The organism is Marinobacterium iners DSM 11526 (genome assembly GCF_900107855.1).
Lineage (GTDB): Bacteria > Pseudomonadota > Gammaproteobacteria > Pseudomonadales > Balneatricaceae > Marinobacterium > Marinobacterium iners.
This window is the reverse complement of the sequence record NZ_FNRJ01000011.1, coordinates 88,864-102,513: the sequence shown is the minus strand read 5'-3', so window position 1 is coordinate 102,513 and position 13,650 is coordinate 88,864. Positions and strand designations below refer to the sequence as shown.

Below are 13,650 nucleotides of genomic sequence, written 5' to 3'. Positions count from 1 at the left end.
CACATGCTGTCGACCATAGAACTGCTGGAAGTGACCAACTTTCCCACGATACGCCGCGACAGAACACAGACCCTGCAGGTCAATTTGGGCTATCGCTGTAACCAGACCTGTGTGCATTGCCACGTCAATGCCGGCCCCAATCGTACCGAGATGATGAGCGATGCGTTGATTGACCTGATTCCTCAGGTACTGAAAACACGCAAAATCGACACTCTGGATCTGACCGGCGGCGCACCGGAAATGCACCCGCGCTTTCGCGAACTGGTACGCGCTGCGCGTGCGCTGGGCGTGAAGGTGATCGACCGCTGCAACCTGACCATTCTGTTTGAAAAAGATCAGACCGGCCTGGCTGAGTTTCTCGCCGAACAGCAGGTGGAGATCGTGGCCTCCCTGCCCTGCTACTCGGTTGAAAACGTGGACAGGCAACGCGGCAAGGGGGTGTTTGACCTGAGCATTGCCGGGCTGCAGAAACTGAACGCTCTTGGTTATGGCCAGCCGGGTTCCGGTCTGGTGCTCAACCTGGTCTACAACCCGCAAGGCCCTTCGCTGCCGCCGCCGCAGCAGGCACTGGAGGCCGACTACACACGTGAGCTGGCCGAACACTTCGGTATTGTCTTCAATCAGCTGTTTACCATCACCAACATGCCGATAAAGCGGTTTGGCTCCATGTTGCTGTCCAAGGGTCAGTTTGAGCCCTACATGCAACTGCTGAAAGACAATTTCAGCCAGACCAATCTGGATAACCTGATGTGCCGCAGCACCCTGAGCGTGGACTGGCAGGGCCGGTTGTATGACTGCGACTTCAACCAGCAGCTGGAAATGCCCGTACCGGGCAAGCGACACAGCCTTGAGGATCTGCTCGACACTGACCTGACCGACAACCCGATCTGTACCGGCGATCACTGCTATGGTTGCACGGCGGGTCAGGGCAGCAGCTGTGGTGGCGCTATCGGAGACAAGGGATGAAAAAGCGGCTGATACTGGCCATCCTTGCAGCCGTTGCCGGTGCCTTCTTTATGCTGGACCTGCACCACTGGCTGACACTGGAAGGGCTCAAGTCGGGTCTGGGCCAGTTTGAACAGTGGCGCAGTCAGTTTCCGCTGTTGATGGCCGGCGGTTTCTTTCTTCTGTATGTGGTCGTGACCGCGCTGTCACTGCCCGGTGCCGCCGTCATGACCGTTGCTGCCGGCGCTCTGTTCGGCCTGCTTCAAGGCACACTGCTGGTATCCTTTGCATCCACCATCGGCGCCACCCTGGCGTTCCTGGTGTCGCGCTATCTGCTGCGTGATGCGGTACAGCAACGTTTCGGTTCACGACTGGCAGCCATCAATCGCGGTATTGAGCGAGACGGGGCGTTCTACCTGTTCACCCTGAGGCTGGTACCGGCATTTCCCTTTTTCCTGATCAACCTGCTGATGGGCCTCACGCCGATCAAGGCCTGGACCTTCTACTGGGTCAGCCAGATCGGCATGCTGGCCGGCACGCTGGTCTACGTGAATGCCGGCACCCAGATTGCCCAGCTTGAAAGCCTGTCCGGCATTCTCTCGCCTGATCTGCTGATCTCCTTCGCGCTGCTGGGCCTGTTCCCGCTGCTGGCGAAGAAGGTGACTGGATTGATTCAGCGCCGCCGGGTTTATGCCCGCTGGAAAAAACCGGCGCGCTTTGACCGTAACCTGATCGTGATCGGCGCGGGCGCCGGGGGGTTGGTGTCGTCCTACATCGCGGCCGCCGTGAACGCCAAAGTGACCCTGATCGAAGCCCACAAAATGGGCGGCGACTGCCTCAACTACGGCTGCGTCCCCAGCAAGGCGCTGATCAAGAGCGCCCGTGTCGCCCATCAGATGAAGCACGCCGAGCGCTATGGTCTTGAAGCGACCAACCCGAGTTTTTCCTTCCGTACCGTCATGGCACGTATCCATGAGGTGATCCGTCAGGTAGAGCCTCATGACAGCGTTGAGCGCTATACCGGGCTGGGTGTCGAAATCCTTCAGGGGCATGCCAGCCTGATTGATCCCTGGACGGTGGAGATCCGCCTGCACGATGGGAGCCGCCAGCGTCTGACTGCCCGCAGCATCATTCTCGCCACCGGCGCCAGCCCGGTCGTGCCGCCACTGCCGGGACTGGACGAGACCGGCTATGTCACCAGCGATACCCTGTGGGACAGGTTTGCTGAACTGGATACCCCACCGAAGCGGCTGATCGTGTTGGGTGGCGGCCCCATCGGCTGTGAGCTGGCACAAGGCCTTGCGCGTCTGGGATCAGACGTGACACAGGTACAGCGTGGCGCACGCCTGCTGCCGCGTGAGGATGAAGAGGTGGCCCAGCTGGTGCAGGCGTCCATGCAGGCCGACGGCGTTCAGGTTCTGACCGAACACGCCGCCCTGCGCACCGAGTGGCGAGAAGGTCGCAAGTTCCTGATCTGTGAGCACCAGGAACAGGAGACCGCGCTGGAATTCGACGAGCTGCTGATCGCCATAGGCCGACAGCCACGCCTCACCGATTACGGACTGGAAACACTGGGGATCGAAACCCGGCGAACCGTTGTTACCAACGAGTATCTGGAAACCCTCTACCCCAATATCTATGCCGTTGGCGATGTGGCCGGCCCCTATCAGTTCACCCATACGGCGGCCCATCAGGCCTGGTACGCCGCCGTCAATGCCCTGTTCGGGCAGTTCAAGCGCTTTCGTGCCGACTACCGCGTGATTCCCTGGACCACCTTCACCGATCCTGAGGTGGCACGGGTGGGCCTTAGCGAACAGGAGGCCATAGAACAGGGCATCGCCTATGAGGTGACCCGTTACGACCTGGATGATCTGGATCGCGCCATTGCCGAGAGCGAACGCACCGGCTTTGTGAAGGTGCTCACGCCACCGGGCAAGGATCGCATTCTCGGCGTTTGCATCGTCGGCAGCCATGCTGGTGACCTGCTGGCCGAGTTTGTACTGGCAATGAAGCACGGACTGGGTCTGAACAAGGTGCTGGGCACCATTCATACCTACCCCACCTGGGCCGAAGCCAACAAGTATGCCGCCGGCGAATGGAAAAAGGCACATGCCCCCGAAGCCGCCATGAAATGGCTGCAGCGCTACCATGCCTGGAGGAGAGGCTGAGATGACCACCCAGACCGATCTTGCGATCGTGGTGCCGGTCTTGAACGAGATCGAGGCACTGCCCCGGCTCTTGCAGCATCTGCGTCACTGGCAGCAGCGCGGTGCCGAGGTGCTGCTGGTCGATGGCGGCAGTCATGACCAGACGCCCGAAACCGCTCGAGCACAGGGCTTCAGGGTACTGGATGCCGCGCGTGGTCGCGCCACTCAAATGAACAGCGGCTCGCGCGCCTGCAAAGCGGACAACCTGCTGTTCCTGCATGCCGATACACGCCTGCCGGACGGGGCGGATCAAGCGGTACTGGCTGCGCTTGCCAATCACCCTCATGTCTGGGGTCGCTTCGATGTGCAAATTGAAGGACGTTCACGCATGTTGCCGTTGATCGCCCGCCTGATGAACCTGCGCTCCCGCCTGAGCGGCATCGCCACCGGCGATCAGGCGCTGTTCATGAGCCGTGAGCTGTTCGAACGGGTCGGCGGCTTCCCCGAGCAGCCGCTAATGGAAGATATCGAGATCAGTAAACGCCTGAAGTCGGTCGTCGCCCCCATCTGTTTGCGCCAAACCGTCACCACCTCCGGCCGGCGCTGGGACAGCCGTGGCAGCTGGCGCACCATCCTGCTGATGTGGCAACTGCGCTGGGCCTACTGGCGTGGAACCCCGGCACAACAACTGGCGGAGCGCTATCGATGAACGCAGTACGCATCATCATCATCGCCAAGGAACCCCGGCCAGGCCTTGCCAAGACCCGGCTGATTCCGGCACTGGGGGCACAGGGGGCCGCCGAACTGGCCGACCGGCTGTTGCACCACGTGGTTACACAGGCGCTGGCGGCCGATCTGGGTCCGGTGGAGCTGTGTGTGACCCCGGACCGACGTGCCGACTACTGGCACCACTGGCATGACAATGACCGGCTCGAACTGACCGAACAGTCCGACGGGGATCTGGGCCAGCGCATGGCCACAGCGGCTCGACGGGGGCTGGCATCAGGACTGCCGGTGATGCTGATCGGCACCGACTGCCCGCAGCTGGAAGCACCAAAGCTGCAGGCCATGGCTACCACGCTGATGAAACAAGATGCCTGCCTCTGCCCCGTGCTGGATGGCGGCTACTCCCTGCTGGGGCTGCGCCGATTTGATGCATCCCTGTTCAGCGATATGCCATGGAGTACGGATCAGGTAACAACGCTGACCCGTGACCGCCTCAGACAACTGGGTTGGCGCTGGCATGAAAGTGAGCCGCTCTGGGATCTGGATGAGCCCGACGATCTAGTGCGACTGCAACACTATCCATCCCTGTCAGGACATTCGATATGAGAAGCCGTTTGCTGTGTGCCACTGTTTTGAGTGCATCGCTGTGTACCCCGGCCCTGTCGGGGGCTGAAGTCGTCATGCTGGGTGATTTCAGCCGCTACAGCAGCCTGCCCCAGGAACCCTGGCAGCTGGTACGTTTCGAGGACAACATCCCGGCGACTCAATATGGCCTGCGCCAACATCAGGGGGTTGCAGCTGTTGAAGCCCGTGCCGAAGCCGCCATGGCGCTGCTGGCGCGCCCGTTGCAGGTGGATCTGGATCAAACGCCGGTGCTCTGCTGGCGCTGGTGGGTCGACAGCCCCATCGAGCAGGCTGACATGACCACCAAGGCGGGCGATGACTATGCCGCCCGTGTCTACGTCACCTTTGACCTTCCCGACAGTGCCATGAGCCTCGGCACACGCATGAAGCTGGGCCTGGCCCGCACGCTGCAACTTGCCATAGCGTCTGACAGCGACAATACCGGTGTTCAAACCGGCGCCCTGTTTGCGGATCTCCATCTGGTTACCGCCGAGGCGCCGTGCCGGTTTCCTGCCGCTGCAGCCTCACCGTCTAACTCCAACAACCTGACTGACACGAACGGGAACTGAGATGAACACTCCGCTGGCTGTTTTGATTATGATCGTGGCTGCCTTCTCGCTGTATCTGTCCCGCCAAAGGACACAGGAAAACGGCTTTTTCCATGGCCGCTCTGCCGAAGGCGATGCACCGGGGCTAATCACGCTGATTTTCTCTCAGGTCACCACCTGGATCTTTGCCCGTTCGCTGCTCAACGCCGCCATTCTGGGTTTTTACTACGGCATTTGGGGCACGCTTGCCTACGCCGCCTATTACCTCTCGTTTTTTACCGGTGCCCTGATCATCGACCACCTGCGCTTTCGACAGGGGCACACGAGCATTCAGGCCTTCCTGCATGAACGCTTTGGCCACTGGGGCACCCGCTGCTACAACCTGGTGATCGGCGTACGCCTTGTCAGCGAGGTGTTCGCCAACCTGCTGGTAATCGGCATTCTGTTCGGTGTGGCCGGTTCTCAGGCCTATACCCTGGCGGTACTGGCCGTGTCGCTTGTGACCCTGATCTACTCCATGCTCGGTGGCCTGCACGCCAGCCTGCGCACCGACCTGTTCCAGATGCTGGTGTTCCTTGCAGTGCTGGGGCTGCTGCTGATTTTTGCCGTGGCCGGAGGTCACTTTTCTGTCGCCCTGCTCGATTTCAAGCCCTTTGAGATCAGTGATCCCGGCCCCATTTTGCTGTTGGTCGCCCTGCTGCAGGTGTGGAGCTACCCGATGCACGACCCGGTGATGATGGATCGTGGCTTCCTTGCCGACCGCCGCACCACCTGGCGCAGCTTCATCCATGCCGGCTGGATCAGCACCCTGTGTATTCTCGCCTTTGGTTCACTGGGCGTTATTGCCGGTGCCGGTGCTTTTAGTGGTGAAGACATGAACCAGGCGCTGACGCGATTGTTGGGTGAATGGCCCATGCTGCTGTTCAGCGCCACGCTGGTAATTTCGGCCATGTCGACCCTGGACAGCACCCTGTCCAGTTCAGCCAAACTGGTAGTGATGGACATGAAGCTGGTCCCGGCACGGGTAAACAACGGCCGTATCGCCATGGTGCTGTTCATGCTGCTGGGGCTGGCGCTGGTGTTCTGGGGCAACAAGGATCTGTTCAGCGCCGTGGCGGTCAGCGGTACCGCGTCCATGTACCTGGCCCCGGTCATCTTTTTCAGCCTGTGGGACAATCAACGTGACATTCCGCTGTGGAGCTATCTGGGCAGCTTTGTTGTAGCCCTTGGGGGTGCGGTGCTCTATTTCACCGAGTCCTCGGGCTACAGCGCTCTGTTGGGCGAGGCACACAAGTACACCAAGCTGTTGTGGATCTCACTGGCCGTGCTGGTCATCGGCTGCCTGATGTTCCAGATCGGCAGCCTGAGTGCCCGCCGCCCCCGACCATCGGACAGCCGGATGCAGGTACAGCCATGATGATCAACCCTAAGAGGGACCTGGGACTGTTGAACGGGCCTGTATTGCTGTTTGGTGGCCCCTACAGCAACCTGGCCGCCACCGAAGCGATGCAGGCCGAAGCACAGCGGCTGCAGATCCCGCCCGAGCGGGTCATCTGCACCGGCGATATCATCGCCTACTGCGCCGAGCCTGTGGAAACCCTTGAGCTGATCAGGCACTGGGGCATCCATGTGGTGCAGGGCAACTGTGAGCAGTCATTAGGGGCCGGCGCGCCCGACTGCGGCTGTGGATTTGACAGCGGCAGCAGCTGCTCACTGCTGTCGATCGAGTGGTATCGCTACGCCAGCCAACGGGTCAGCCCGGAGCAGCAGTACTGGATGGCCGAGCTGCCGGGGCAAGTGGATTTTCAGCTGGGTTCACTCCGATTCAGCGTGGTACACGGCAGCACTCAAAGCATCAACGAGTTCATCTTCCCGGGCACCCCGCAGGCACTGAAACAGGCACGCCTGTCAGCCACCGCTGCCGATGTGGTGGTCGGGGGGCATTGCGGTATTCCGTTTGGCGAGCGCCTTGAACGTGGCTACTGGCTTAACGCCGGTGTGATCGGCATGCCCGCCAATGACGGGACTCGGGATGGCTGGTATCTGCTGCTGGAACCCGACAGCAATGGCGTCACGGCCAATTGGCACCGGCTACCGTATCAAGCACAGCAAAGCCGACAACGGATGCAACAAGCGGACCTGTGTGATGCATACGCGCAGGCCCTGACAAGCGGGCGCTGGCCCAGTACCGATATTCTGCCGGAGGCAGATCGACTGGAGCCAGCCACCCCGCTTAAGCCTCAGACGCTGCGCCTGAGTTACTGAGCCCAGGCCAGTGTCCTGGGTTTGCTGTCGGTTCCCACAAACAGGTGCCCCACATCGGGCACCGCGTAGCAGCGGTCACCACGCTTGGGCTGACGCCGGTTGAATTCGGCGTGGCTGATGCCCACTTCCCAGATCTCGTCACCGGCCCAGCCATCAGGGCGCAGCTCAACCCTAACCTCAGAGCCGATCAGGCTGACGGCCTCGATGTTGAACGGCAGGTAGGCATGTTCGGATGGCTGCTCGACCAGCCTGACCTCATGCGGACGAAGACAGAGCTGTGCCTCGCCTTGCTGTGCGGCCTGCGGCAGCCTGACCCAAGCGTCCCCCTGACTCAGTCGATCGCTTTCGATCTGTCCCGAGAGTACATTCACATGCCCCAGAAAATCGAACACGAAGCGGCTTTCCGGTCGGGCATAGAGTTCTGTGGGTGTATTGACCTGCTCCACCCGACCATGACTCATTACCACGACCTGATCGGACAGCTCCAGCGCCTCCTCCTGATCGTGAGTCACGAAGATGCTGGTAAAGTGGAATTCGTCATGCAGGCTGCGCAGCCAGCGGCGCAAGTCCTTGCGCACTTTCGCGTCCAGCGCCCCGAACGGTTCATCCAGCAACAGAATCCGCGGCCGAGTGGCCAGCGCCCGTGCCAGGGCCACACGCTGCTTCTGTCCACCGGAGAGCTGGGCGGGATAGCGATCCGCCAGCTGCGGCAGCTGAATCATCTCCAGCAGCTCCTTCACCCGCTTGGCGATTTCAGCTTTTGCCGGCCGCTCGCGGCGCGGCAACGATTCCAGACCAAAGGCGATGTTTTGCGCCACCGTCAGGTTGCGAAACAGGGCATAGTGCTGGAATACGAAACCGATATTGCGATCGCGCACATGCAGTTTGCTCACATCTTGATCACCAAACAGAATGCGGCCCTGATCATTGCTTTCAAGTCCCGCAATGATGCGCAGCAACGTCGTCTTGCCGGAACCGGATGGTCCCAGCAAGGCCGTCAGCTGGCCTTCGGGAATCTCCAGATTCACGTCATGCAGCGCCTGAAAGTTGCCGAAGAACTTGTTTACCCGTTCAATTCTGATGGTCATGCGCCGGTCCTGTCACTCGGTGTTTCCACGGTTTCGCGGCTTTGATGCCACTCCACAAACCCTTTTACCGCCAGCGTCAGCACCGCGATGCCCGCCAGCAGGGAGGCACTGGCAAAGGCCCCCACGATGTTGTAATCCTGATACAGCAGCTCCACATGCAGCGGCAAGGTATTGGTCTCGCCACGGATATTGCCGGACACCACCGACACGGCGCCGAATTCGCCCACCGCCCGTGCGTTGGTCAGTACCACCCCGTAAATCAGCGCCCATTTGATATTGGGCAACGTGATCTTGCGGAACAGCCGCCAGCCCGAAGCACCGAGCACCACTGCAGCCTCTTCCTCTTCACTGCCCTGCTGCTGCATCAGCGGGATCAGCTCACGGGCAACAAAGGGACAGGTCACGAACACGGTCACCATGACAATGCCCGGCCAGGCAAACATCAGCTGAACATCGTAGTCACTGAGCCAACTGCCCACCCAGCCGTTGTTGCCGTATAGCACCAGGTAGAGCAAACCTGCCACCACCGGGGAGACCGCAAAGGGAATATCGATCAACGTGATCAACAGCTTGCGACCCGGAAAATTGAACCGGGTCACGGCCCAGGCCAGTGCGGTACCGAATACCAGATTCAGCGGCACGGTCAGTGCCGCTACCAGCAAGGTCAGGCCGATGGCGTGCAGGGTAATACTGTCGCTCAGGTTTTCAATATAGCCGGCGACACCGGCACTGAGCGCCTGGGCAAAGATCATCACCAGCGGCACCAGTAACAGCAGTACAGCCAGCGTCAGGGTCAACCCGACCAACAGCCACTTCACCCAGGGCTGATCACCAATGCGGTTATGTTGTGCACGTCTCATGATCAATTACCGACCTGCCAGCCGGCGCAGAAACCGCGCCTGCCAAAGGTTGATTGAAAACAGCAGGACCAGCGATACCAGCAGCACCACGGATGCGATGGCACTGGCGGCGGCGTAGTCAAACTCCTGCAGCCGAATGAAGATCATCAGGCTGGTCACTTCACTCACATAGGGCATGTTGCCCGCAATAAAGATGATGGCGCCAAATTCACCCAGACTGCGGGTAAAAGAGAGCGCAATACCGGTCACCAGTGCCGGCCAGATCGCCGGAAACACCACCTGTCTGAATACGCGCAGATCGGTGGCTCCCAGTGTAATGGCGGCCTCTTCATCCTCAGGGGCCATATCTTCCAGCACTGGCTGAACGGTACGCACCACAAAGGGGATACTGGTGAACGACATGGCGACCACAATACCCAGCGGCGTAAAGGCCACATCGATCCCCAGCTGTGCCAGCCACTGACCGTACCAGCCGTTCTGTGAGAATAGGCCCGCCAGCGTAATGCCGGCAACCGCCGTCGGCAGCGCGAAGGGCAGATCGACCATCGCATCCACCAGCCGCTTGCCCGGGAACTCGTACCGTACCAGCACCCACGCCAGCAACAGACCAAACGCGCCGTTGAAAAGTGAAGCCGCCAGGGCGGTCCAGAGCGTTACCTTGTAGGATTCAATCACGCGCGGGTCGGTTATGACCTGCCAAAAACGCGCCCAACCCATCCCCGAGGTTTCCATCACCAGCCCACTGATGGGCAGCAACAGCACCAGGCTGACGAAGAACAGGGAGATGCCAAGGCTCAGTGCAAAGCCGGGCAGCACCCGCTTGCTTCTGCTGCCAAAAAGACGCCCCCCAAAGGGGGCGCCTGATGATTGCGGTACTGAGTGTTGCCGTGAGGTCACGTGGGGCTCCTAGCGACGCTGCAGCTGGTCCAGCTTGCCACCGCTGGCAAAATGTTCGTCCATCGCCTTCTGCCAGCTGCCGGTAATGGCCTGAATCGGCAGCAGCTCAACTTCAGGGAAACGATCCGCTGTTTCGGCTTTCACGACATCGTTGTGAACACGGTAGTTATAGCCGGCCAACAGACGCTGAGACGCTTCGGAGTACAGCTCTTCCAGATAGGCCTTGGCCAGATCGGTTGTGCCATTGCGCTCGTTATTGCTTTCCAGCCAGGTCACCGGGAATTCGGCCAGGAAGCTGACTTTCGGTGTCACCGCCTGATAGGCACCCTTATGGCTGTCGGCCAGGTTCAGAATTTCGCTCTCGAAGGTCAGCAGCACGTCACCAATGCCACGCTCAACAAAAGTGGTGGTGGCGCCGCGGCCGCCGGTATCGAACACTTTTACCTGTCGCAGCAACTTGGCCAGAAACTGGTCGATTTTTTCCTGATCACCGCCGAACACTTTCTGGGCGTAACCCAGTGCGGCCAAGTAGGTATAGCGACCGTTGCCGGACGTTTTCGGGTTCGGCATTACCAGTGCCACATCATCACGAATCAGGTCATCCCAGTTCTGAATGTTCTTCGGGTTACCTTCACGAACCAGAAACGCCATGGTGGAGTAGTAGGGAGAACTGGCGTTGGGCAAACGCTCGGACCAGTCTGCCGGAATCAGATTGCCACGCTCATGCAGGATGTCGATATCAGTCACCTGGTTAAAGGTAACGACATCTGCACGCAGTCCCTGCAGAATGGCCTGGGCCTGCTTGGAAGAGCCCGCATGGGACTGTTTGATGGCAACGGTTTCACCGGTTTTTGCCTGCCAGTGAGCCTTGAAATGCTCGTTGTAGTCAGCGAACAGCTCACGGGCAATGTCGTATGATGTGTTAAGCAGTTCACGCTCTTCAGCCAGTACCGGCTGCGACAGCAGGGCAGCGCCCAAAGCAGCCGCCTTGATCCAGTTTTTCATCATTGCACCTTTTGTCAGGGTCTTAAGAATGGATTCTTTATAACAAAAGGAAATCAATAATCCAAATCTTATAATTTTATAGCCATATAGAAATTTGCTATAATCGCGCCCCTGCTAATATTCATCGATCTTGAGAGCGCTGTAATGCTGCAAAAAATCAAACAGGACTGGTTCTCCAATATCCGCAACGACTTGCTTGCGGGAACGGTTGTGGCACTGGCCCTGATTCCCGAGGCAATCGCCTTCTCCATCATTGCCGGTGTCGATCCCAAGGTTGGCCTCTATGCCTCTTTCTGTATCGCCGTCATCATCGCCTTTGTGGGCGGTCGCCCCGGGATGATCTCGGCCGCCACCGGTGCCATGGCGCTTTTGATGGTAACGCTGGTTAAGGAACATGGTCTGCAGTATCTGCTTGCCGCGACTCTGCTTACGGGCGTGATTCAGATTCTGGCGGGCTTTCTCAGGCTGGGTGACTTGATGCGTTTTGTATCGCGCTCGGTGGTAACCGGCTTCGTCAACGCACTGGCCATTCTGATCTTCATGGCTCAGTTGCCCGAGCTGACCAACGTGACCTGGCATGTCTACGCCATGACGGCCGCCGGTTTGGGTATCATTTATCTTTTCCCCTATGTACCGATGCTGGGCAAGAACCTGCCCTCACCACTGGTCTGCATCATATCCATGACCGCCGTAGCCATGATCTTCGGCCTCGATATTCGCACCGTTGGCGACATGGGCGAGTTGCCGGACACCCTGCCGATTTTCCTCTGGCCTGAAGTGCCGCTCAACCTTGAAACTCTGATGATCATCCTGCCCTACTCCCTTGGCCTGGCCGTGGTCGGCCTTCTGGAATCCTTGATGACCGCCAACATCGTAGATGAGCTGACCGATACCAGCAGCGACCGCAACCGTGAGTGCAAGGGTCAGGGCATCGCCAATATCGGTTCGGGCCTGCTCGGCGGCATGGCCGGCTGTGCGATGATAGGACAGTCGATCATTAACGTGAAATCCGGTGGTCGAGGCCGTCTCTCCACTTTCGTGGCGGGTCTGTTCCTGATCATTCTGGTGGTCTTTCTGGACGAGTGGATCAGCCAGATCCCGATGGCGGCCCTGGTGGCCGTGATGATCATGGTGTCCATCGGCACCTTCTCCTGGGCATCGATTCGGGATCTGAAGAAACACCCGATGTCGACCAACGTGGTCATGATCGCCACCGTCGCCGTAGTGGTTGCAACACACAACCTGGCAATCGGTGTGTTCGTTGGGGTACTGCTGGCGTCGCTGTTCTTCGCCAACAAGGTGGGTCAGCACATGGCAATCCGCTCACACAAGGACGATGCCAGCGCCACCCGTACGTACACAGTGGTCGGACAGGTATTCTTCACCTCGGCGGAAAAATTCATCGCCTCCTTTGATTTCAAGGAAGCGCTTGATAAGGTCGTAATCGACCTGAGCCAGGCTCATTTCTGGGATATTACGGCCGTTGGTTCACTGGACAAGGTCGTGCTCAAGTTCCGCCGCGAAGGTGTTGAGGTCGACGTTATTGGCCTCAATGAGGCCAGCCGCACCATCGTCGACAAACAGGCGATCCACAACAAGCCTGAAGCGGTCGAAAAATTCATGTCCGGGCATTAAGGGATACTGACCATGAGCAAGATTATTGCGTGTATCGATGGCTCACGGGCCGCCATCAACGTGTGTGCAGCCTCCGCCTGGGCCCAGCAGCAACTGAACGCACCGCTGAAGCTGCTGCATGTGCTGGAAAAAACCGACTACCCGGCCGAAGGCAACATGAGCGGCAACATTGGCCTTGGGACTCGTGAGCATTTGCTGGAAGAGCTGGCCGAACTGGATGGCAAACGCAGCCGCCTGATGCTGGAGCAGGGCCGTTTCATGCTGGCCGAAGCCCGCAAGCAGGTGGAAGAAGCCGGTGTATCCAATGAACAGATCAGCGAGCTGCAACGCCACGATTTTCTGGTCGATACCCTGCTGGAGTTCGAGCCGGATACCCGCCTGCTGGTGATGGGACGTCAGGGTGAAGCCCATGACAGCGCCAGTGATGCCGTCGGCAGCCATCTGGAAAATGTCACCCGTACGCTGCAAAAACCGATTCTGGTGGCACTGGACAACTTCAAGGCCCCCGAACGCTTTATGCTCGCCTATGACGGCAGTGTAACGGCCAACAAGGCACTGAAAATGGTTGCCCAAAGCCCGCTGTTCAAGGGCATTCCCTGCCACCTGGTAATGGCAGGCAAACGCCTTGAGCGTCAGCGTGAGCAGCTGGCCAATGCCAAAACCATGCTGGAAGGAGCGGGGTTTGATGTAACAACCGCCGAGCTGGAGCAGGAAGAGGTGCGTACGGCATTACTGGCTTACGTCGAAGAACAGCAGATCGACATGCTGGTGATGGGGGCTTGGGGCCACTCCCGTATCCGCCAGTTTCTGCTGGGCAGCATGACCCACTGGATGCTGCATAACAGCAAGGTTCCGCTGCTGCTGTTGCGCTGATCAGTGCGCCGGGGCCCTGTTGTTATGTATCAGGGCC

General features: G+C 59.3%; 13 protein-coding genes. 9 read left to right on the top strand and 4 right to left on the bottom strand.

All coding sequences use genetic code 11. The features are described from left to right. Positions 1-3 precede the first annotated feature (3 nt). The 7 genes from arsS to BLV48_RS12385 are packed head-to-tail and all read left to right on the top strand — an operon-like array spanning position 4 to position 7,255. Entirely contained in the window at positions 4-966 is a 963-nt protein-coding gene (arsS, locus tag BLV48_RS12415) for an arsenosugar biosynthesis radical SAM (seleno)protein ArsS (protein WP_091827108.1), read from the top strand. Then, entirely contained in the window at positions 963-3,113 is a 2,151-nt protein-coding gene (locus BLV48_RS12410) for an FAD-dependent oxidoreductase (RefSeq protein ID WP_091827107.1), read from the top strand. Before arsS ends, BLV48_RS12410 begins: the two co-directional genes overlap by 4 nt. A 1-nt stretch (position 3,114) precedes the next feature. Continuing rightward, entirely contained in the window at positions 3,115-3,801 is a 687-nt protein-coding gene (locus BLV48_RS12405; RefSeq protein WP_091827106.1) for a TIGR04283 family arsenosugar biosynthesis glycosyltransferase, read from the top strand. Beyond that, positions 3,798-4,424, top strand: coding sequence for a TIGR04282 family arsenosugar biosynthesis glycosyltransferase (locus tag BLV48_RS12400; protein ID WP_091827105.1), 627 nt, complete (start codon positions 3,798-3,800; stop codon positions 4,422-4,424). Before BLV48_RS12405 ends, BLV48_RS12400 begins: the two co-directional genes overlap by 4 nt. Further along, positions 4,421-5,011 (top strand): DUF3047 domain-containing protein, encoded by a 591-nt coding sequence (locus BLV48_RS12395; protein WP_091827104.1) that lies wholly within the window; start codon positions 4,421-4,423, stop codon positions 5,009-5,011. The genes BLV48_RS12400 and BLV48_RS12395 overlap by 4 nt, the downstream gene beginning before the upstream one ends. A 1-nt stretch (position 5,012) precedes the next feature. Further along, entirely contained in the window at positions 5,013-6,407 is a 1,395-nt protein-coding gene (locus BLV48_RS12390) for a sodium:solute symporter family transporter (RefSeq protein WP_091827103.1), read from the top strand. Next, a complete protein-coding gene (locus BLV48_RS12385) occupies positions 6,404-7,255 on the top strand; it encodes a metallophosphoesterase family protein (protein ID WP_091827102.1) in 852 nt (283 codons plus the stop codon). The genes BLV48_RS12390 and BLV48_RS12385 overlap by 4 nt, the downstream gene beginning before the upstream one ends. Here BLV48_RS12385 and BLV48_RS12380 read toward each other — a convergent pair. From BLV48_RS12380 to cysP, 4 genes are read right to left on the bottom strand one after another with little or no spacing between them, the layout of a single operon-like run. Beyond that, entirely contained in the window at positions 7,249-8,343 is a 1,095-nt protein-coding gene (locus tag BLV48_RS12380; protein WP_091827101.1) for a sulfate/molybdate ABC transporter ATP-binding protein, read from the bottom strand. The genes BLV48_RS12385 and BLV48_RS12380 overlap by 7 nt on opposite strands. After that, a complete protein-coding gene (gene cysW, locus BLV48_RS12375) occupies positions 8,340-9,203 on the bottom strand; it encodes a sulfate ABC transporter permease subunit CysW (RefSeq protein WP_091827147.1) in 864 nt (287 codons plus the stop codon). Before cysW ends, BLV48_RS12380 begins: the two co-directional genes overlap by 4 nt. A gap of 6 nt (positions 9,204-9,209) precedes the next feature. Further along, positions 9,210-10,100 carry a sulfate/thiosulfate ABC transporter permease CysT gene (gene cysT, locus BLV48_RS12370; protein ID WP_091827100.1) on the bottom strand — a complete coding sequence of 297 codons (891 nt, stop codon included), beginning with the start codon at positions 10,098-10,100 and terminating at the stop codon, positions 9,210-9,212. A gap of 9 nt (positions 10,101-10,109) precedes the next feature. After that, a complete protein-coding gene (gene cysP, locus BLV48_RS12365) occupies positions 10,110-11,105 on the bottom strand; it encodes a thiosulfate ABC transporter substrate-binding protein CysP (protein ID WP_091827099.1) in 996 nt (331 codons plus the stop codon). Positions 11,106-11,249: 144 nt separating this feature from the next. Between cysP and BLV48_RS12360 the strand changes: the two genes are divergently transcribed. Next, the gene (locus BLV48_RS12360; RefSeq protein ID WP_091827098.1) at positions 11,250-12,740 is read left to right on the top strand and encodes a SulP family inorganic anion transporter; all 1,491 of its coding nucleotides are present in this window, start codon (positions 11,250-11,252) and stop codon (positions 12,738-12,740) included. Positions 12,741-12,752: 12 nt separating this feature from the next. Further along, positions 12,753-13,613 (top strand): universal stress protein, encoded by an 861-nt coding sequence (locus tag BLV48_RS12355; RefSeq protein WP_091827097.1) that lies wholly within the window; start codon positions 12,753-12,755, stop codon positions 13,611-13,613. Positions 13,614-13,650: the final 37 nt, after the last annotated feature.